The sequence below is a fragment of the Robiginitalea sediminis genome, assembly GCF_002198115.1.
GTDB classification, from domain to species: Bacteria; Bacteroidota; Bacteroidia; order Flavobacteriales; family Flavobacteriaceae; genus Robiginitalea; species Robiginitalea sediminis.
Window position 1 is genome coordinate 698619 of the sequence record NZ_NGNR01000002.1, and the last position, 19755, is coordinate 718373.

Sequence of the window (19755 nt, forward strand, 5' to 3'; positions counted from 1 at the left end):
GGGCATTGTTTTATCTTTGGTGGCTTAAAACGGACTGATGAAGATTTCCTATAACTGGCTCAAACAATTCCTGGAGCTGGACTGGCCGGCAGAACAGACCGCAGAACTCCTAACCGACCTGGGCCTGGAAGTTGAAGGCATTTCCCCTTTCGAATCGGTTACAGGCGGGCTTCGTGGGGTTGTTGTGGGCAAAGTCCTGACCTGCGGGAAACACCCCAATGCGGACCGCCTCAGCGTATGTTCGGTAGATATAGGGGAAGACGCACCCGTGCAGATCGTCTGCGGGGCACCAAACGTCGCTGCAGGGCAGCTGGTTCCGGTGGCTACTGTGGGTACCACCCTGTACGACGGGGAAGGAAACCCCTGGGCTATCAAAAAAGGGAAGATCCGGGGCGAGGTAAGCCAGGGCATGATCTGCGCAGAAGACGAACTGGGCCTGGGCGATAACCACGATGGAATTATGGTTCTGGAGGCCGAAGCTGCTCCCGGGACACCGTTATCCAAGCTCCTGAAAGTGGAATCGGACCAGGTTTTTGAGATCGGGCTCACCCCCAACCGGGCCGATGCCATGAGCCATTTCGGGGTTGCCCGGGACCTGAGGGCAGGACTCCGTCAGAAGAAAATAACCAAAGAACTCATCACGCCCTCCGTGAGTAGTTTCGGGGTAGATAACCGGAGCCTGCGCATCGAGGTTTCCGTTGAAGACAACAAACTGGCCCCGCGTTACTGCGGGGTAACGATATCCAACCTTATTGTTCAGGAGAGTCCGGATTGGTTGAAAAACCGGCTGAAGGCCATCGGGCTGAACCCGATCAACAACGTGGTGGATGTGACCAATTACGTGCTTCACGAATTGGGTCAACCCCTTCACGCTTTCGATGCGGGCAGGATCCACGGCAAGAAAATCGAAGTGCGGACGGTAGCACCCGGCACCAAATTCATGACCCTCGACGGGGAGGAGCGCGTCCTGCACGAGGAGGACCTGATGATTTGCGACGGGGAAAAGCCCATGTGTATTGCCGGAGTTTTTGGGGGAATCAACACCGGGGTAACGGAGGATACCCGGAGTATTTTCCTGGAAAGTGCCTATTTCGACCCGGTCTCCGTACGCAAAACCGCCAAAAGGCACGGGTTGAGCACCGACGCCTCCTTCCGGTTCGAACGGGGGGTAGACATCAACAATGTGGAGTACGCCCTGATGCGCGCCGCCATCCTGATCCGGGACATAGCCGGGGGCGATATATCTTCGGACCTGATAGACCTGTATCCCAACAAGATGCCGGATTACAATGTCTTCCTCAGCTATGAGCACATCCACAGCCTTATCGGGGAGCAAATCCCTAAGGACACCATCCTGTCCATCCTGGCCTCCCTGGAGATCCAGGTGAAAAGCACTACCGAATCCGGGCTGGGGCTTGTAATCCCCTTCTATCGCGTAGACGTGCGGCGGGAGGTGGATGTTATCGAAGAACTGCTCCGGGTTTATGGCTACAACAACATCCCGGATAAGACCAAATTTACGGCCTCCATCCTACCGCCTACCGGGGCAGAACCCCACGATTACCAGAGGCGAATCGGCAACCAGCTGGCAGACCAGGGCTTTAGTGAAATCCTGGGTAACAGCCTGTGCAATCCGGAGCATAATGCCTTATTGGGGAAAGACCCCGACACATCCGTAACGCTTCTGAACCCTTTGAGCGGAGAACTTTCCGCCATGCGGCAGGATATGCTTTTTACCGGCTTGGGGGCGGTGGCCTACAACCTGAACCGCCGGCAATCGGATCTCCGCCTTTTTGAGTTTGGGAAGGTTTATGAAAAAACAGTAAAGGGGCATACCGAGGAAACGCGGTTATCCCTGCTTGTGAGCGGGCGCATGCATGCAGACCATTGGGCTGCTGCCGCAAAACCCGCGGGGTTCTTCTACCTGAAATCTGCGGTCTGCGCTATCCTGGAGCGGTTGGGCCTTGACCGGTGCCGGGAGGTCCCCTTCCGGGACGAACGGTTTTCCGAAGGCCTTAAGTTGATGCATAATGATAGCGTCCTGGCAGAATTGGGGGTGGTACATCCGGATTTCACCAAACCTTTTGAAATCCGCCAGGAAGTAGTCTATGCCAACCTGAAGTGGTCCGATCTGATTGAATTGGCGCATGCGAAAACCGCCCTGCGCTTTTCTGAATTGCCGAAATTCCCGGAAGTACGCCGGGATTTTGCCCTCATGCTGGGTAGCGAACGCAGTTTCAGCGAGATCTACGAGCTCGCCTACCGAACCGAGCGCAACCTCCTGAAAGAGGTCCAGCTCTTTGATGTGTATACCGGGGATAAGCTGCCGGAGGGCAAGAAATCCTATGCGGTCAGCTTTACCTTGCAAGATGCCTCCAAAACCCTTACGGACAAGAAGATAGACGGGGTGATGGACCGGCTGCGCAAAACTTTCGAAGCAGAACTGGGGGCGGAACTGCGCTAGGGGTTCGGGAGCGGTTGAATAACCGAATCGATTTCGTGGTAGACCACATTGTCTCCCAGGCCATCGGCCTGGAGGATTCGTGCCCGGTTCCCGGAACAATCCGTCAGGACAATATCCGTACCTTCAATGGTGGCCAGCAGCTCTTCTCCCTGAACCGTTGTAAAACGCGCTACCCCATTCCCACGACACAACTGCCTCAGGATTTGGGAGGCGGTAATCCGCCCGGCTACCATATGGTAACTCACCAGGGAGCGCAGTTTCTGCTTGTTATCCGGGTCGAGCAATACCGCTGCCCGGGATTCCAGATAATCTTCCAGGGCGCGCTCCGTTGGAGCGAAGACCGTAAAAGGACCGCTATTGGCTAAGATGTCGGAGAGATCTGCAGCTTTAAGGGCTAATTCCCACGCCCCATTACCGACCATACCCTTTTCGGAATCTGCGCCATGAACCTGCAACTGGGCCTGCACCCTAGGGGCACACATCAGGCCAAGCACAACCGCTAGCGAAGCTATTAGCGTTCTCATGGAATTTTTCGGTTTCGGGGCATTCCGATCGTTATCGACTAACGGCACGGAAAGAACGACAAAATACAAAATTTGGCCTGGCGCCGGCACCCCCGGGATGCGCTTCATAGAAATTAACAATTTTTTAACGTTTATAGTCGGATTTCCCCCTTTGACATGCTTTTTATCATTGTTTATTTTTGAAGGAATTTCTATTGCTATGATTTTGGAAAGAACCAATATTGAGTCCCATCTGCAAAAACTGCGGGAGCGCGACCTGAAGGACAACCCCCTCTTATCCCTCCTGGAAGCCCTCCACATAGAGGGAAGCAGGGAGGAAACCCCGGAAAACGCCTTTGAACTGGACCTGTTGGAACCGGGCAGGATTTACCATCTGAACCAGATCCGTGAAATCTGCGTGGATTTCCGGCTACGGTTCCTGGACCTGAAATACTTCAAGCCCCAGCTGCCTGAGGATGCCCGGGAAGCCATCCACCACCTGGAGGATGCCCATGGAATAACCCTGAAAGGGCTTAAAATAATGGCTCCCTCTCGGCTGTTTAAACTGGAAGACAAGGACGATCCCTTGCTGATGGCCCCCCTGGGCAATGGCTATTACTACCTAGTCCACAAGTGGGGTAACGACCTGCATCCGTTGCGCAAGTTGATGGTATGGCCTTTTCGGAATATCGGAAACCTGACGCTGGTAGTGCTTGCGGTGAGCTTCCTGCTTACTATGCTCATCCCGTCGGGCCTCTTTTCCAAGTCGGATTCGGCCGGGGAATTCTGGATGTTGTTCTTCTTTATGTTTAAGTCCCTGGCGGCCGTGGTGATTTTTTACGGCTTCGCCCTGGGGAAGAACTTCAACCCGGCTATCTGGGACAGTAAGTACTACAACGCCTAAGGGCAAAGCAGGACATGCCTTAACCCCGGGACTGTTAGGCCGGTACCCCGTAAAGTTTGTTGCGCTGCTCCCGGATGGAAGGATCTGTCATATAGTCGTCGAAGCTCAGGTACCTGTCCAAAGTATGGGTGGGGGTCAGTTCCACAACCCTGTTGGCAACGGTCTGCGCAAACTCATGGTCGTGAGTGGTGAAGATAACCGTCCCCTTAAACTGTTTCAGGGAGTTATTGAATGCCGTGATAGACTCCAGATCCAGGTGGTTGGTGGGTTCATCCAGCAGCAAGACATTAGCCCGTAACAGCATCATCCGGCTGGTCATACAGCGCACTTTCTCGCCCCCGGACAGCACCGTGCATTTTTTAAGGGCCTCTTCTCCGCTAAACAGCATTTTGCCCAGGAAGCCCCTGAGGTGCACCTCTTCCTTTTCCTCCTGGGTTTTGGCCCATTGCCGCAGCCACTCCACCAGGTTCAGGTCCTGGTTAAAGTATGAGCTGTTGTCCGAAGGCAGGTACGCCTGGTTGGTGGTTACTCCCCAGGAAAAAGTTCCCTCGTCGGCTTTGCGGTTACCCGCGAGGATCTCATAAAAAGCGGTTGTGGCTCTGGAGTCCCTGGAAATGAGGGCTACCTTATCCCCTTTGGCCAGGTTGAGTTCGCCCTTGCGGAAAAGCCAGTCCCCTTCTTCGCTCCGGGCGGCCAGCTGCTCCACATGTAAAATCTGGTCTCCGGCCTCGCGTTCCTGTTCGAAAATAATGGCTGGGTAACGCCGGCTGGAAGGTTTAATATCCTCCACCCGCAGTTTTTCGAGCATCTTTTTACGGGAAGTAGCCTGTTTGCTTTTGGCGACGTTGGCGCTGAAACGCTGGATAAACTCCTGCAACTCCTTGGCCTTCTCCTCGGCCTTGCGGTTCTGCTGGGCCCGCTGACGGGCGGCCAGTTGGCTGCTCTCGTACCAGAAGCTGTAATTGCCACTGTACAGGTTTATTTTTCCGAAATCTATGTCTGCAATACTGGTACATACGGCATCTAAAAAGTGCCTGTCGTGGGAAACCACAATAACCAGGTTCTCGTAGTCTGCCAGGAATTGCTCCAGCCACTGGATGGTATCGTAGTCCAGGTCGTTGGTAGGTTCGTCCATTACCAATACGTCAGGGTTTCCGAACAAGGCCTGGGCCAGAAGCACCCGAACTTTCATCTTGCCTTCCATCTCGGACATGGGCGTATAATGGTAATCTTCATGGATCCCGAGGGTAGAGAGCAGGGCAGCCGCATCGCTTTCCGCATTCCATCCGTTCATCTCCTCGAAGGCCACCTGCAATTCCCCTATCCTTTCCGCATTGGAATCGTCGTAATCCGCATAGAGGGCATCCATTTCCGTCTTGATTTCAAAAAGGGGTTGGTTGCCGCGCAGGACGGTTTCCAAAACCGGATAGGCGTCATAGGCGTTGTGGTTCTGCTCCAGTACAGACATCCGCTTGCCCGGCTCCAGGACCACTCTCCCCGAGGTGGGCTCTACATCCCCCGCGAGGATTTTCAAGAAAGTGGATTTCCCTGCCCCGTTGGCACCAATTACACCATAGCAATTGCCCTGGGTAAAGGTTACATTAACTTCGTCGAAGAGGACGCGCTTGCCAAACTGGACGGAAAGATTGGATACAGATAACATGCCGGGTCTTTTAAAATTTTGGCAAAAGTACGGTAAAGCGCCGGAATAGCCCGGATTCCAATAGTCGTATTTAAGGAAACCTTGGTCTATTTTAACGCCCTCTTAACAGCTGTGGCTACGGGGTTTCTTTAGTTTTGTTCCTATTCATGAGGTGCTGAATTTATGAGGAACTATTACTTCGGTAGTTTAGTACTCGCCCTGCTCTATGCCTGCGGGGGAGACCCACAACCCAAACATTCCTTTTACTTTGGCGGCGAAATTGTGAACCCGACGTCAGAGTATGTGGTCCTGTTTAAGGGGGAAACACCTGTGGATTCCGCAAAACTGGACGCATCCGGCCGTTTTGAACTCCGCCTGGATACCATCCAGAATGGGCTCTACCACTTCTTTCACCGCCCAGAGTACCAATATCTCTACCTGGAACCCGGGGACAGCCTTCAGATCCGCCTGAATACAGTAGCATTCGACGAATCTCTGGTCTATTCCGGACAGGGAGAGGCGGTAAACAACTTCCTGATGGACCTTTTCCTGGAGGCCGAGGGGGAGGATCCCATTATCCGGGATGGGTATACCCGTCTGGAGCCCGGGGTTTTCCGGCATCGCCTGGATTCCCTGCTGGGGCGCAAGCTCGGCAAGCTGGAGTCGCTTTCCGGAGAGGAACCCCTGTCTGAAGGGGCGCGGGAGGTGGCCTATTCCACTATCCTGTATAAAAATTACTTCTATCGAGAAAGTTACCCCTTCTGGCACCGCAAGTTCAGCGAGGACAAGACACTCCACCCCTTGCCCGGAGACTTTTACGACTACAGGAAGGAAATATCCTATAACGATCCGGATCTGGCTTTCCTGAGGCCTTATTACGACTTTATGAAATTCCATATCGCCAATATTGCGTATATGGGATGCCAGGAGGCCTGCGACGAAACGAAGCTAGGGCTTTCCAAGACGCTGCATTTTAACAGGCACCAATTATCCATTATAGACAGCCTGGTGAGCCAGGAGGAATTGCGGGACAACCTGTTCCGCACGGTCGCCTTCGATTATCTGTTGAAGAATGACACAGAAGCCCATTTTGAGATTTTCATGGAGGATTTTAAACTCCGAAGCGCCAATAACCGGCACCTAGGGGAAATCCAGGATCTCAGGGAAGGTATCCGCAACCTGCGGGCCAACAAACCCCTCCCACCGCTTTATGTGCGCAACCAGGAGGGGGATTCTCTGCTGTTGGGAGATCTTTCCTCAGGGACCGGAAGTACGGTATTCTATTTCTGGTCTGGGCCGGAGCCCCGCCACTTGCGCAATATTTCCCAAAAGGTACGGGAACTACAGGCATCCTATCCCCAGCACCGTTTTATCGGGATTTGCCTGCGCACCGAATGGGATCGGTGGAACGAACTGGTAGACACCTACGGGCTAAACCCGGAGCAACAATTCTGGGCACGGGACTTCGAAGAGTTTGCCCATACCTTGGTGGTGTATCACCCCTTTAAAAGTATCATTGTCCGGGACAACCGGATCATTGATGGTTTTGCCAACCTGAATACCTCCTTCTGAGAGGCCCTGCGGCCTTATCCGTTTCCTTTGCGGTAATCCTCCAGGAATTTTTGCAGTCCGATATCGGTTAGCGGGTGCTTAAGCAACCCCTCAATGGCCGAAAGCGGGCCGGTCATGACGTCTGCCCCGATTTTTGCGCACTCAATAACATGCATGGTATGGCGGATAGAGGCAGCCAGGATTTCAGTACCAAAGCCGTAGTTGTCGTAAATCTCGCGGATTTCAGAAATAAGGTTAAGCCCGTCGGTAGAGATGTCGTCCAGACGGCCGATAAAAGGCGAAACGTACGTGGCCCCGGCCTTGGCCGCCAGCAGGGCCTGGCCAGCCGAGAATACCAGGGTGCAGTTGGTCCGGATTCCCTTATCTGAGAAATACTTGAGGGCTTTCACCCCATCCCGGATCATGGGGACTTTCACTACAATCTGTTCATGGAGTTCGGCCAACTCCTCCCCTTCCCGAACCATGCCTTCAAAATCTGTGGCAATAACCTCAGCGGAAACATCCCCGCCCTCCACGATATCGCAGATGGCTACGTAGTGCTTCAGGATGTTGTTTTTGCCGGTAATGCCCTCTTTGGCCATCAGGGATGGATTGGTGGTTACCCCGTCCAGGACCCCTAGGGCCTGGGCTTCGCGAATCTGGTCCAGGTTGGCGGTATCGATAAAAAATTTCATTTTTCGGTAATGGGTTTGGGTGAATAGGTTCCGATTGGTTCGGTATAAAACTACAACTTATAATGATTCCGAAGGAGGCGTTCATACCAGGTGTCGGGCAACAACTGCTTCAGCCGGACAGAAAGCCGCTGCAGGGGGCTTCCCACGGTGTAGTGCACTTTCGGGTTGCGCGATGAAAGGATACGATATACAGCCCGGGCCACCTGGGTGGGGTCTCCCCCGTCCTTTACATGGGTATTCATCAATTCCAGGGACTTCCCATAACTCTCGTAATAGGCCGAACCCTCCCGCAACGGGCTGTGAAACCTCCCGGCAGCAATGTTGGTGGCATAGTCGCCCGGGGCCAGGGTGGTTACACAGATCCCAAAGGGCCTAACCTCCATCCGGTACGCCTCCGAGGCGATTTCCAGGGCACCTTTGCTGGCCGAATAGACCCCCCTGAAAGGCAGTCCCATATACCCGGCGATGGATGTGACATTCAGCACCATCCCGCTTCCTTGCTCGCGCATGGCCGGCAAAACCGCCTGCATAACCCGCAACGGACCGTGAAAATTTGTCTCCATGGCATTGCAAACGGCTTCATAAGGCGTTTCCTCCATGGGGCCGGTGATCCCTACCCCCGCGTTGTTGACCAATATGTCGATACGGCCTTCCCGGGAAAGCAGGGCATTTACGGCATGGGACACGGATTCCTCCTGCTGCACATCCATGGCCAGAAGCGGAAACGACTTGAAATCGGGATAGCGGGATGGGTTACGGGCCGTGCCATAGACCCGGTACCCCCGGGCTGCCAGGAATTCCCCTGTAGCCTTCCCCAGGCCGCTGGACGCCCCGGTAATGAGTACAACCTTTGGCTTATGCATGGCTGAAAATTACTGATTTTCCTGAATTCCAGGGTCTCCCGAATGGGTTTCCTCCTTAAATAGAAGGCATAAAAAAACGGCAAGCTACCTACATCGCACCGCTACGACCGCGTACCCTTGCTGCGTTCCCGCCCTGGGGGGTTCTGCAGGAGCTGGTCGTGTAGGACTTGCCGCGTGCAAATATACAACCTTTTCGCATTTGGGACAATGCCTGAGGGGCCTTACCTTAGCGGGAAGAACCCGGGCATCCGGGTAAGCCGAATCAAAAAAAGCGATAACGTCATGAGCTATTGGAAATTAGGGCTGGCAGGAATTTTTATGAGTATGTTCCTGGGGTGCGGGGAGGAAGATCTTTCCCGCATGCTGAGCCTGGAAACGGATGGGAGTTCCGGAAAGTGGCAGCTGGGTTCCGAAATAGGGATACGCGTAGAAAACAAATCCGGGCAGCCCATCGATTCCGTCCATTATTTCCTGGGGGATACACCCCTGGTGGTGCGAGATGGGAAAACCCGGATAGAAGGCAGCAGGCTCGGCAATATAGCATTGCGCGCCACGGTATTCCTCCAGGGCCGGGAGGTGCCCCTGACCAGGAATGTGGTGGTCCTGGCCAAGACGGCTCCTGAGGTCTATACCTATGAGATTGTCAATACCTATCCGCACGATATTGAGGCCTTTACCCAGGGCCTGGAATTCCGGGGGGATACCCTCTATGAAAGCACCGGCCAGAAAGGCGCTTCCAGTTTGCGCAAGGTCGATTTCCGCACTGGCGAAATATTGGAGCAAACCAATCTGGAACGGCAGTATTTCGGGGAAGGGATCACCCTGGTGGGAGATAATCTCTATATGCTGACCTGGCAAAGCAAGACCGGGTTTATCTACAACCCAGAAACCCTGGAGCGCAAGGGTCAGTTTTCCTACGGCCAGAGCCGCGAGGGCTGGGGTCTCACCAACGACGGCACCCGGATCTTCAAAAGCGACGGGAGCGAACGCATCTGGATCCTGGACCCTGAAACCCTCCAGGAAGTGGACTATATCGAAACGGTTACAGACAAGTCCGTGTTCAATAAGGCCAACGAACTGGAATACGTCAACGGGAAGCTGTATGCCAACGTATGGCAGAAACCCAGTATGATGATCATCGATGCCCAAAGCGGTGCTATTGAAGGCGTTGTGAATTTTGGTGGCCTGGAGAAACAGGTCACCCAGCACGAACGCCTGGATGTCCTGAACGGGGTGGCCTACCACCCGGCGCGGAACACATTTTTTGTAACCGGAAAACGGTGGGATAAACTCTTTGAAGTCCGCATTATCCCAAGGGGCGAATGAAGACTTATACCCTTCAAAAGACCGTAGCCCAGACCAACCTGGACGACCTGAACCACGTTAACAACGTCCAGTACCTGTACTGGGTTCAGGAAATGGCACAGCTGCACTGGGAATCGGTGTGTGAGCCGGAATGGGCAGAACGGTATATCTGGGTGGTGCGCAGCCACCATATCGAGTACTTCAAACCCGCAGTGTTGAGAGATGTCCTGGAACTGACCACCTATGTCCGGGAGTCCGCAGGGCCCATATCGGTCCGGATCGTTGAATTCCGAAAGGCGGGCAGCCCTGAAATCACCGTATCGTGTACAACGCGTTGGTGTCTGCTGGATGCTGACACTTTCAGGCCACTGCGCATCCCGGAGGACCTTGCCGAGCGGTTCCGCCCCTAATGCCTCCCTCCCTTTTTTGGTCGTTACAAGGTTTAAAAATGAAGGAGTTACGGTGTAAACCCTACAAAAACTATGGTTTTTATATAACGGTTATTTTAATGGGAGCCCTATTTTGTCCTCAAATACCGAAACGTGGAGTTCGCCTTCGGAATCATAGACCCGGATGCCGCCTCATACCTTCAGCTACAGCACTTCCTGGAGGAATTTGAGGGGTTTAACCCGGTATGGCATGAACTCGACACTTCGGGCGGACTCAACAGCATCCTGAAATTCAATACAGACCTGGTCTTTGTCAACCTTGGGGCCCTGGCAAACCCGGCCTTCGAAATGGTACGGGAATTGGGGCAGTACACAGACACCCAACCCCAGTTCATCGGGGTGGCCCCGTCTGAAAAGCACGCCTACCAGGCCCTTAAACACCAGTTTTTCGATTACTGGATCCAACCCTTTTCGGAATTGGAAATGCGCAAGACCCTGGGCAAGTTTCGGAAGCAGCACGCCAAACCGGTGCAATCCCCTACCCTTTGCCTGAAATCCTACAAGGATTACCACTACCTCAATACCGATGAGATCCTGTACCTGAAGGCAGACAACAATGCCACGGACTTTTTCCTGAGGGACGGCTCCTGCGTGAGTGCCTTTAAAACCCTTAAGAGTTTTGAAGACCAGCTTCCCGGCAATTTTGTGCGCATCCACCAGAGTTTTATCCTCAACCGCGATTACATTTCCCGCATCAATTACGGCAAAAGCCGCTGTACCCTGCGCTTCGGAAAGGCCGAACTCCCCTTCTCCCGCGGGTATAAACCCAATGTGGACGCCCTCAAAGAACTCCTGACCCAGGCATCTATCAGCGGCAGGTCCTGACCGGATTCTCGCAAATCTGCACCGGATACTTCCAAAACCTCACCGAATACTAATTGTAGGTCTTTTCGTATACGACGGGCCGTTCATCCCTGTAATTTGGCGGTAGAGAACAGAAAAACTTTTAACCCTTCTAACCTATATGATTATGAAAAAAGGACTGACACTATTGGCTCTTGGAATGTTTATGTTCGGACTGACCGCCTGCGAATCCGACACGGCTAGCGCAGAGGGGCTGTACGAAGCAGAATGCACCACCTGCGACGATATTGATATGGGGGATTCCGAATGCACCACCTGCGACGACATCGACATGGGGGACTCTGAATGTACCACCTGCGACGACATCGATATGGGAGGTAACTAGGTTTTGGATAAATTCTGAAGATAAGCCTTGCTTTGCGCGGGGCTTTTTTTTTATTTCAGGGTATTATGCCTCATAAGATGAACCCAAGAGTTGATTTTGGATTGCTGGCCATCCTGCTTGTACTTGCCCAGGCCTGTAATACCCCTGATGCCGGCAGCAACGCCTTAAGCGAGTCCCAAGAGCTGCAGGAGCGCATGGAGGAGGTACTGAATTCCGATCTGGACCCGGAGAATAAACTGGTTGGACTGGAGCCCCTACGCCAGTACTTACTGCAAAGTAATGACGACAGCGTGCAGCGGGACAATGTGATCGCCATGTTAAACGCCATTCAAAGCCTACCGGCAGAAAAGGCTTACAAGGAACTTATGGAAAATGCCCTGGCGGCCACTCGGCAAAGAGGAGACAGCTTGTCCCTAGCCTATCTGCATCAGGAATTGGGGGACTATTACTACCGCAAATCCGTAAGGGATAGCGCCTTTGCCCAATTCCAGACCGCTTACGAGCTTTTCAGGCGGATGGATTCGCTGTATCCCGCAGGAATAAATCGGTATAACATGGCCCGGGCACTATTCTTCAATCTGGATTTTGTAGGCGCCGAAAGTGCCCTGGTGGAGGCCATAGACCTGTTCGAGAGATCCGAACATCCGGATGCCACCTTGAGTATTGCCACTTGCTACCGCGTCATGGGCAGTATTTCCTCTAATCTCGAATTGTACGACAATGCTCTGGAATACCAGCAAAAAGCCATTGATTACATTAGTGAAACCCCCGAGAGTGATGGCAATATACTGAGCATATACAATAACATGGCCTCTGTCTTTATTTCAAAGGAAGATCATGGAAAAGCCATGGAATACCTGAATACTATTCTCAGGGATAGCGTCCAGGCTACAGAAATCACATTGACCTTGGCGTGGATGAATCTCGGACGTTCTTATCTGGGTCGTGGACAACTCGGCGAAGCCCGATTTGCCCTGGAGCAGGTGCTGAAACGGATTCAGGAATCAGGAAGGATGGAGAACAGGCTACCCCGGACCTACTATTACCTGGCCGAAACCTCCCTGAAGCAGCGGGATACCCCAAATGCCCTGCATTACATCAGCCAGGCCCGGCAAATGGCAGAGGCGTATCAGGAAACCGATGGGCTGCAGGACATCCTTATTCTGCAATCCAAAATCGACCCGGGAATGGCTCCGGGAAATATCGAAAGGCTGGACCACATACGGGACAGTATCTTGCTGGTGGAGCGTTTAAGCCGGAATAAAATTGCGCGGATAGAACTGGAAACCGACCAGTACATTGAACAGAACCGCCAGCTGGCGCGGCAGCAGGCCCTCTGGATCGGGGTGGCCGGGGGGGTGCTCTTACTGGGGGCCTCGGTCCTGATCATCATTACCCAACAGGTCCGCAACCAGAAGCTGCGGTTCCAGCAACAACAGCAGGAGGCCAACCAGGAAATCTTTAACCTCATGCTTTCCCAGAATGAAAAGGTGGAGGAAGGCAAGCACGAGGTGCAAAAGCGGATTTCCGAAGACCTCCACGACGGGGTGCTGGGGGCCATGAACGGGATACGGATGGTCCTGTTGGGGCTCAATGGGAAAAATGACCCGGACTCCGTGCGCCTGCGGGCCGATGCCCTGGAAAAACTAAAGGAATTGCAGGAAGAAATCCGCGGCATTTCCCACGAGCTCAGCGATGCCGCATACCAGAAATTCCATAACTTTATGTTGTCCATTGAGGATTTGGTGCAGACCTTCTGCCAATCGGCCCAGATGGAATGCAACCTGGAATACGACAAGGAGGTGGACTGGGACAGCCTGTCCGGGGAAGTCAAAATAAACCTGTACCGGATCATACAGGAATGCCTTCAGAACACCGCCAAACACGCCCGGGCAAGCCAGGTAGACGTCATCCTCGACATATCTGGAGAGGACTTGCTGGTGAGCATCCGGGACGATGGGGTTGGCTTCCCTTCGCGCAAGGGCAAGAAAGGGATCGGGCTGAAAAACATCGAATCCCGGATCAAAAAAGTAAATGGCCGGTGGGAACTCCAGTCGGCCCCGGGAGAAGGCACCCGGTGCCTCTTCCACATCCCGTACCATAGTACGCTGAAAAAGACAGCAAAAGGAGTAGGAGTACATGCAGTATAAATCAGAAAACACCTGTCTTATGGAAGACATCCAAACCATCAGGGTCCTCGCCGTGGACGACCACGAGATGACAACCCTGGGATATAAGTTTATCCTGGAAGATTACAGTTTCAACGGCTACCGGATCCACATGGATACCGCCAAGTCCTTTGAGGAGGCCGAAACTAAAATCCGGCAGTCCGTCACGGGGTTGCCCTACCATATTTTCCTGCTGGACATCCAGCTGTCCAGCGGGCGGGAAGGACCTGTGAAATCCGGGGAGGACCTGGGGATCCTGGCCCGGGAAATCTGCCCGGATGCCCGCGTGGTATTCATGTCATCCTTCAGCGACAACTACCGCATTAACAGCATTATGCAAAGCGTAGACCCGGACGGGTATATGGTGAAGACGGAAATTGACGAGGAATCGCTCCGCGCCATGGTGGAAACCGTCCTGCACAACCCGCCCTACTACACCCAAAAGGCCCTTATGGCCATCCGGAAAAAGATGGCCAACAGGATTGAACTGGACGATAACGATAAGCGGATCCTCTACCACCTTTCCATAGGTACCAAAACCAAGGATATGGTGAACCACATCTCCCTTTCACTGCCGAGTATCGAGAACCGCAAGCGCCATATCAAATCCCTCTTCGGTATTGAAAAACAAAATGACCAGGCCCTTATCTCCGAGGCCCGAAACCGCGGTTTTATCTAAAAAAGTGATGTAATTCGTTTAAATTGAAGGTTTTAGAAGAAAAACCATATAAACTTTATGGTTTTTCTATAACCCGGTGCGTGCATTTCTCAATAGTTTTACTTTGAGGAAAAGTATCCCCTAAGCGATTGAAATGATGATGAGACCGGAGAATTCTAATTACCTCACCTGCGCCATTAGCCAGAAAGCCATAATTTCCGGGCTTTCGGATTTTAAGAACGGACTGGAAAAACAATTCTTTGCAGCTGCCGAGGTGCGTTTCAGCCATGCGGTAAACGGGAAAGGACAACTGATCCTGGAGTTGCGCTGCCCCCTGCCATTTATAGAGGCACTCTACCATTTCAAACAAGGAACCTGGGGGGTATCCAGTACTCCTTGCACCCCCGCCTCCCTCAATACGGGCCTCTCCGCCTTGATGGAACAGCTCAATTCCCGAAATGAAGAAGCCTTTGAGATTTCGGAGATTACCCTGGAATTTACCGATATGCTCTTGGTACTCCAGCCCGCCGGACTGCAACCCCTGCATTCGGTCCTCCCGATAATCCTGGAACAGTTATCCCGCCACTACATTGCCCTGAGCCACGGGATGCAAACGCCTCCGGAAGAAATCTATATCCCTGTAGCCCCGTTTGCGTCGGACGCCGGGCAACCCACATGGCCGGATGCAGGCTCCCCCTACCGCTTTTGGGCCCTTTATTACGAAGATGCTGTAGAGGGCGAAGTATACGACAGCCTTACCGGAGAATGGATCCGCGGGGATATTTCCCTGATCTCCCCTACGGAGGCCTTACCGGAATAAGCCTCAGGCGGTAAATAAAGGCCGGTGACCCATAAGCTCTCGGACATCCTGGCGTACCGCTGCAGCCACCGATTCGGAATCCGGTTGTGAGATTACCCGGTCAATCAGGTCCACCACCTGCTCCATATCCCCTTCTTTGAGGCCTCGTGTTGTAATGGCCGCTGTACCAAAGCGAATCCCGGAAGTCACAAACGGAGATTTATCATCGAAGGGCACCATGTTCTTATTCGCCGTAATATCTGCACGCTCAAGGGCTTTTTCGGCATCCTTGCCGGTAATATCCTTATTGCGCAGGTCTATGAGCATCATATGGTTATCCGTACCCCCGGAAATGAGATGGTAGCCCCTGGCAACAAAGGCGGCTGCCATGGCCTGGGCGTTTTTCTGCACCTGCAGGGTGTAATACAAGAAGTCATCGGTCAGGGCTTCCCCAAAGGCCACGGCCTTTGCGGCGATAATATGTTCGAGAGGACCGCCCTGGTTCCCGGGGAAAACCGCCAGGTCTATCAGGGAAGACATGCTGCGCAGATTACCGTTTTTCAGCTTCAGCCCGAACGGGTTCTCGAAATCAGTACCCATCAGGATCATCCCGCCCCTTGGCCCCCTCAGGGTCTTGTGGGTGGTCGTGGTCACAAAATGGCAGTGGGGGACCGGGTCCGAAAGGATTCCCTTGGCAATGAGACCGGCCGGGTGCGAAATGTCCGCAAGGAGAAAGGCCCCTACAGAATCCGCGATTTCCCGGAAACGCTTAAAGTCCATGTCCCGGGAATAGGCTGAAGCCCCGGCAATGATCAGCTTGGGTTTTTCCTCCAGGGCCACTTCGGCAATCTTGTCGTAGTCCAGGCGCCCGGTTTCCCGGTCTACACCGTAAAACACAGGGCGGTAGAGCTTGCCGGAGAAATTCACCGGGGACCCGTGGGTTAGGTGCCCCCCATGGGAAAGGTCGAACCCCAGGATGGTGTCACCGGGCTTCAAACAAGCCTGGTATACGGCCGCATTGGCTTGGGACCCGCTATGAGGCTGCACGTTTACATATACCGCCCCAAAAAGGGCCTTGGCCCGCTCAATGGCCAGGGTCTCCACCTTATCCACCACCTGGCAGCCGCCGTAGTAGCGTTTTCCTGGGTACCCTTCGGCGTATTTATTGGTCAGGACAGATCCGGAAGCCTCCATAACCTGCGGGCTGGTAAAGTTTTCCGAGGCAATAAGCTCGATACCATTAATCTGGCGCTGTTTTTCTTCCTGGATCAGGTCGAAGAGTTGCTGGTCTCTTTCCATGCGTTTGTGGGAATATAAGATTTACGTTCCAGGCCTCTTGACGGCGCTTTGACCCGTCGGTTACCCGATGGGGAAGCGGCTTTGGGAGCGGCCATTGCAATAAGCGGTAAAAGTACAAATTGGGGGGCTCTAAACCAGATATTATGATATCTTTGATTGGGAACTTATCAAACGAAAATTAACAATATCCTATGGCTATTTTTGCAAATGACCCTACCCGTACCTCCTGGCTCGATGTCCCGGCTGACTCCGATTTTCCCATCCAGAATATCCCCTTCGGGGTATTCCTGACCCGGGACGACATCATCACCATCGGTACCCGGATTGGCGACACCGCCATAGACCTGGGGGCCATGCACCAGCTGGGGTATTTCAGCAACATCCCCTTAACCGACGATATCTTCCTGCAGGACAGCCTGAACGATTTTATATCCGATGGCAAAAACACCTGGAGGGCCGTCCGGAACCGGATCGCGGAAGTTTTCGATAACGCCAACCCCGAATTGAGGGATAACCCGGAGCACCGCAGTATCATCCTCTTTGACCTGGACGAAATTGAAATGCAGCTACCCGTGCATATCGGGGACTACACGGATTTCTACAGCAGCCGCGAGCATGCCACCAATGTGGGCAGTATGTTCCGGGACCCTGAAAACGCACTTATGCCCAATTGGTTGCACCTCCCCGTAGGTTACCATGGCAGGAGCTCCACCATCATACCCAGCGGAACACCTATACGCCGCCCCAATGGCCAAACCATAGCACAGGGTGCAGACCGCCCGGTTTTCGGGCCCTCCAGGCGTGTCGATTTCGAATTGGAAATGGCCTTTATCACCACAGATGCCAACTCTATGGGGGAACCCATTCCCATTGAGGAGGCCGAAGATTATATTTTTGGCCTGGTTCTCTTTAACGACTGGAGTGCACGGGATATCCAGAAATGGGAATACGTACCGCTTGGACCCTTCCTTGCCAAGAGCTTTGCGTCCTCTATTTCCCCATGGATTGTAACCCTAGAAGCCCTGGAGCCTTTCCGGACCAGCAGCCCGGCTCAGGAGCCCCAACCCCTGCCCTACCTGAGGCAGCCCGGCCCGGGGAGTTTCGATATCAATCTCGAGGTGGATCTCATCCCGGAGGAGGGCGACCCGACCACCATATCGAGATCGAACTTCAAATACATGTACTGGACCATGGCTCAGCAATTGGCCCATCATACCAGCAACGGCTGCAAGGTAAACAGCGGAGATATGATGGGCAGCGGGACCATTTCCGGCCCAACCCCGGATTCCTACGGCTCTATGCTTGAACTGGCCTGGGGGGGTAAAAGGCCCCTGGAATTGCCCGGGGGGGGCACCCGGACCTTCATCGAAGATGGGGATACCGTGGTGCTGAAAGGCTACAGCAAGAAGGACGGGCTCCGCATTGGCTTTGGGGAAGTCCGTACTCGGTTGCTGCCCGCGATTTCCCTGTAAAGCCTTTTGGAAAGATCCTGTTTTTCGGCGGTTTTATACGATATGTAGTCGAAAAGCGTTCTAATGATGGCCGGTTTTGGCACGACCCTTGGAAAGGTTTTGTCAAACCCCTAAAAAAACCATCATGAAAAAAGCACTACTCTACGGATTTGCAGCCGCACTTGCCTTTTCGTGCGGAGGCGTGAAAAAGACACAGGAAGCCGTAAATACAGGCAATTACCAGCAGGCGATCTACCGCGCGGTAGACAATCTGGTAGACAACAAATCCAAAAAAGGAAACCAGGCCTATGTGGTCCTGCTCGAAGAAGCATTCGACAAGTATACCGAGCGGGAATTGCAGGAGATTGCCTTTTTGCAGCAGGACGGCAACCCGGCCAAGCTGGAGACCATCTATAAAAAATACAATCAGTTAAAGGACATCCAGAACCGGATCCGCCCCTTGCTTCCGCTACCCATTTACGATGAAAACCGGGACGCCCGCTTCCGTTTTGGCAATTACGATGCCGATATCCTGGAAACGAGGGATGCCCTTTCGGCCTACCTCTATGACAATGCCAATGCACTCCTGGCCTCAGCCAAGACCAAGTTCGATTACCGCGCGGCGTTCGACGATTTCCGTTACCTGGAGGAAATCAACCCCGGTTATGCCAATACCCGCGAACTCATGGAGGAAGCCCACCAGAAGGGTATCGACTATGTGAAAGTGAGCGTGGTTAACGATACCCAGCAAATCATCCCGGAACGCCTGGAAAGCGAATTGCTGAATTTCAACACCTACGGCCTGGACGACCTGTGGACCCTATACCACACCAATCCGGTTAGCGAGGTCGATTACGATTACGAAATGCAGGTGGCTTTCCGGGACATCGTGATTTCCCCGGAGCAGGTAAGTGAACGTCAGATTATCAAGGAGCGCCAGATAAAAGATGGAAAACAACTCCTGTTGGACGAAGAGGGAAATACGGTTAAGGACAGCCTTGGGAACCCCATCGAAGTGGACCGGTTCCGTACGGTACGGTGTAACTTCTACCAGTTTACCCAGCAAAAAACAGCCCACGTCAATGGGACGGTAAATTTTTTGGACCTTCGCACCCGCCAGCCCGTAAACAATTACCCCCTGGCCAGCCAGTTTATCTTTGAGCACGTTTACGCCAATTACGATGGCGACCGGCGCGCCCTGGACAATGACCTGGTGGCCCTGTTGGACCTGGCAGCTGTGCCTTTCCCTTCCGATGAGCAGATGGTTTACGATGCCGGGGAGGATCTTAAGGCCCGCCTGAAAAATATTCTGGTCCGGCAGAAATTCAACTGATTACGAGACCTATGAAAATTACAACCCCGGCCTGTAGCCGGGGTTTTTTTATTCCTGGGGTATTGCGAGATCGGGAACAGCCCCATGGGATGCCGATGCCAGGAGTTTACCCTTATCTACAACCAGAACCTGAGGCGATTCGTGACGCAACCCGAAGTGCCGGGCAATATGGCTAGACAGGTCCCTGTGCGCTATGACATCCAGGAAATGAAACCCCACAGGATAGGCCAGACCCGACCACCGGGCCTCGAAGCGACGCAGCACCATAGCGCTGAAACCGCAGCGTTTGCTGTGTTTGAAGATCACCTGGGGGGTACTGTGGCTCTGTTGAAGCAAGCCCTCCCATTGGGCCTCCCCCACCAGCGGTTGCCAGGGAATACCTTCCCGGCCCTGGCCGGATGTCTCGCTCCCCCGTCTTCCAAATGCGTTAAAAAGCCCTTTTACCACCTGTCGAATTGTCTGTTATAAGTTGGTTTTGCGCG

18 protein-coding genes and 1 other RNA gene are annotated in these 19755 nt (G+C 53.4%); 12 read left to right on the top strand and 7 right to left on the bottom strand.

The genetic code is table 11. The features are described from left to right. Positions 1-37 precede the first annotated feature (37 nt). Positions 38-2464, top strand: a complete 2427-nt coding sequence (gene pheT, locus CA832_RS09345) for a phenylalanine--tRNA ligase subunit beta (protein WP_088341306.1) — start codon at positions 38-40, stop codon at positions 2462-2464. On the opposite strand, the gene CA832_RS15030 is transcribed toward pheT, so the two are convergent. Further along, positions 2461-2988: a fasciclin domain-containing protein gene (locus CA832_RS15030; protein ID WP_158211910.1), complete on the bottom strand. Its 528-nt coding sequence runs from the start codon at positions 2986-2988 to the stop codon at positions 2461-2463. The genes pheT and CA832_RS15030 overlap by 4 nt on opposite strands. A 199-nt stretch (positions 2989-3187) precedes the next feature. Between CA832_RS15030 and CA832_RS09355 the strand changes: the two genes are divergently transcribed. Then, the gene (locus CA832_RS09355; RefSeq protein WP_198944463.1) at positions 3188-3871 is read left to right on the top strand and encodes a hypothetical protein; all 684 of its coding nucleotides are present in this window, start codon (positions 3188-3190) and stop codon (positions 3869-3871) included. A gap of 34 nt (positions 3872-3905) precedes the next feature. On the opposite strand, the gene CA832_RS09360 is transcribed toward CA832_RS09355, so the two are convergent. After that, on the bottom strand, positions 3906-5534 hold the full coding sequence (locus CA832_RS09360) for an ABC-F family ATP-binding cassette domain-containing protein (RefSeq protein WP_088341308.1): 1629 nt from the start codon (positions 5532-5534) through the stop codon (positions 3906-3908). 162 nt (positions 5535-5696) lie between these two features. Here CA832_RS09360 and CA832_RS09365 point away from each other — a divergent pair, with 162 nt between their 5' ends. Further along, positions 5697-7085, top strand: coding sequence for a transaldolase (locus CA832_RS09365; protein ID WP_088341309.1), 1389 nt, complete (start codon positions 5697-5699; stop codon positions 7083-7085). 14 nt (positions 7086-7099) lie between these two features. Here CA832_RS09365 and fsa read toward each other — a convergent pair whose 3' ends face one another. The 3 genes from fsa to ffs all read right to left on the bottom strand — a co-directional run bounded on the left by fsa (position 7100) and on the right by ffs (position 8795). After that, positions 7100-7759, bottom strand: a complete 660-nt coding sequence (fsa, locus tag CA832_RS09370) for a fructose-6-phosphate aldolase (RefSeq protein WP_088341310.1) — start codon at positions 7757-7759, stop codon at positions 7100-7102. Between the two features lie 50 nt (positions 7760-7809). Continuing rightward, positions 7810-8622 carry an SDR family oxidoreductase gene (locus CA832_RS09375; RefSeq protein WP_088341311.1) on the bottom strand — a complete coding sequence of 271 codons (813 nt, stop codon included), beginning with the start codon at positions 8620-8622 and terminating at the stop codon, positions 7810-7812. A 74-nt stretch (positions 8623-8696) separates the two neighbouring features. Continuing rightward, positions 8697-8795: signal recognition particle sRNA small type (gene ffs, locus CA832_RS09380), an RNA gene on the bottom strand. Positions 8796-8904: 109 nt separating this feature from the next. On the opposite strand from ffs, the gene CA832_RS09385 reads away from it, so the two are divergent. From CA832_RS09385 to CA832_RS09415, 7 genes are all read left to right on the top strand, one after another. Then, positions 8905-9948, top strand: coding sequence for a glutaminyl-peptide cyclotransferase (locus CA832_RS09385; protein WP_088341432.1), 1044 nt, complete (start codon positions 8905-8907; stop codon positions 9946-9948). Further along, positions 9945-10337 carry an acyl-CoA thioesterase gene (locus CA832_RS09390; RefSeq protein ID WP_088341312.1) on the top strand — a complete coding sequence of 131 codons (393 nt, stop codon included), beginning with the start codon at positions 9945-9947 and terminating at the stop codon, positions 10335-10337. Before CA832_RS09385 ends, CA832_RS09390 begins: the two co-directional genes overlap by 4 nt. Before the next feature lie 132 nt (positions 10338-10469). Continuing rightward, positions 10470-11201 carry a LytR/AlgR family response regulator transcription factor gene (locus CA832_RS09395; protein ID WP_088341313.1) on the top strand — a complete coding sequence of 244 codons (732 nt, stop codon included), beginning with the start codon at positions 10470-10472 and terminating at the stop codon, positions 11199-11201. Positions 11202-11385: 184 nt separating this feature from the next. Then, positions 11386-11565, top strand: coding sequence for a hypothetical protein (locus CA832_RS09400; RefSeq protein ID WP_143542365.1), 180 nt, complete (start codon positions 11386-11388; stop codon positions 11563-11565). A 77-nt stretch (positions 11566-11642) separates the two neighbouring features. Next, on the top strand, positions 11643-13715 hold the full coding sequence (locus CA832_RS09405) for a tetratricopeptide repeat-containing sensor histidine kinase (RefSeq protein WP_158211911.1): 2073 nt from the start codon (positions 11643-11645) through the stop codon (positions 13713-13715). A gap of 19 nt (positions 13716-13734) precedes the next feature. Next, positions 13735-14412: a response regulator gene (locus tag CA832_RS09410; RefSeq protein WP_317042278.1), complete on the top strand. Its 678-nt coding sequence runs from the start codon at positions 13735-13737 to the stop codon at positions 14410-14412. A gap of 133 nt (positions 14413-14545) precedes the next feature. Then, complete coding sequence (locus CA832_RS09415) at positions 14546-15211, top strand: hypothetical protein (protein WP_088341316.1); 666 nt, start codon at positions 14546-14548, stop codon at positions 15209-15211. A 3-nt stretch (positions 15212-15214) separates the two neighbouring features. Here the strand turns inward: CA832_RS09415 and glyA are convergent, their stop codons facing one another. Further along, positions 15215-16489 (bottom strand): serine hydroxymethyltransferase, encoded by a 1275-nt coding sequence (gene glyA, locus CA832_RS09420; protein ID WP_088341317.1) that lies wholly within the window; start codon positions 16487-16489, stop codon positions 15215-15217. A 191-nt stretch (positions 16490-16680) separates the two neighbouring features. Here glyA and fahA point away from each other — a divergent pair, with 191 nt between their 5' ends. Together fahA and CA832_RS09430 are read left to right on the top strand one after the other, a co-directional pair. Then, a complete protein-coding gene (gene fahA, locus CA832_RS09425) occupies positions 16681-17961 on the top strand; it encodes a fumarylacetoacetase (RefSeq protein ID WP_088341318.1) in 1281 nt (426 codons plus the stop codon). A 124-nt stretch (positions 17962-18085) separates the two neighbouring features. Beyond that, complete coding sequence (locus CA832_RS09430; RefSeq protein ID WP_088341319.1) at positions 18086-19273, top strand: hypothetical protein; 1188 nt, start codon at positions 18086-18088, stop codon at positions 19271-19273. Between the two features lie 48 nt (positions 19274-19321). On the opposite strand, the gene ytxJ is transcribed toward CA832_RS09430, so the two are convergent. Further along, positions 19322-19720 (bottom strand): bacillithiol system redox-active protein YtxJ, encoded by a 399-nt coding sequence (gene ytxJ, locus CA832_RS09435; RefSeq protein ID WP_158211912.1) that lies wholly within the window; start codon positions 19718-19720, stop codon positions 19322-19324. Positions 19721-19755: the final 35 nt, after the last annotated feature.

Coding starts and splice junctions, on each gene's coding strand:
- CA832_RS09355 (WP_198944463.1), top strand. CDS start 3,188: ATGATTTTGGAAAGAACCAATATTGAGTCCCATCTGCAAAAACTGCGG.
- CA832_RS09390 (WP_088341312.1), top strand. CDS start 9,945: ATGAAGACTTATACCCTTCAAAAGACCGTAGCCCAGACCAACCTGGAC.
- CA832_RS09375 (WP_088341311.1), bottom strand. CDS start 8,622: ATGCATAAGCCAAAGGTTGTACTCATTACCGGGGCGTCCAGCGGCCTG.
- CA832_RS09430 (WP_088341319.1), top strand. CDS start 18,086: ATGAAAAAAGCACTACTCTACGGATTTGCAGCCGCACTTGCCTTTTCG.
- CA832_RS09385 (WP_088341432.1), top strand. CDS start 8,905: ATGAGCTATTGGAAATTAGGGCTGGCAGGAATTTTTATGAGTATGTTC.
- fahA (WP_088341318.1), top strand. CDS start 16,681: ATGGCTATTTTTGCAAATGACCCTACCCGTACCTCCTGGCTCGATGTC.
- CA832_RS09365 (WP_088341309.1), top strand. CDS start 5,697: ATGAGGAACTATTACTTCGGTAGTTTAGTACTCGCCCTGCTCTATGCC.
- CA832_RS09410 (WP_317042278.1), top strand. CDS start 13,735: ATGGAAGACATCCAAACCATCAGGGTCCTCGCCGTGGACGACCACGAG.
- CA832_RS15030 (WP_158211910.1), bottom strand. CDS start 2,988: ATGAGAACGCTAATAGCTTCGCTAGCGGTTGTGCTTGGCCTGATGTGT.
- glyA (WP_088341317.1), bottom strand. CDS start 16,489: ATGGAAAGAGACCAGCAACTCTTCGACCTGATCCAGGAAGAAAAACAG.
- CA832_RS09400 (WP_143542365.1), top strand. CDS start 11,386: ATGTTCGGACTGACCGCCTGCGAATCCGACACGGCTAGCGCAGAGGGG.
- CA832_RS09360 (WP_088341308.1), bottom strand. CDS start 5,534: ATGTTATCTGTATCCAATCTTTCCGTCCAGTTTGGCAAGCGCGTCCTC.
- CA832_RS09405 (WP_158211911.1), top strand. CDS start 11,643: ATGAACCCAAGAGTTGATTTTGGATTGCTGGCCATCCTGCTTGTACTT.
- fsa (WP_088341310.1), bottom strand. CDS start 7,759: ATGAAATTTTTTATCGATACCGCCAACCTGGACCAGATTCGCGAAGCC.
- CA832_RS09415 (WP_088341316.1), top strand. CDS start 14,546: ATGATGATGAGACCGGAGAATTCTAATTACCTCACCTGCGCCATTAGC.
- pheT (WP_088341306.1), top strand. CDS start 38: ATGAAGATTTCCTATAACTGGCTCAAACAATTCCTGGAGCTGGACTGG.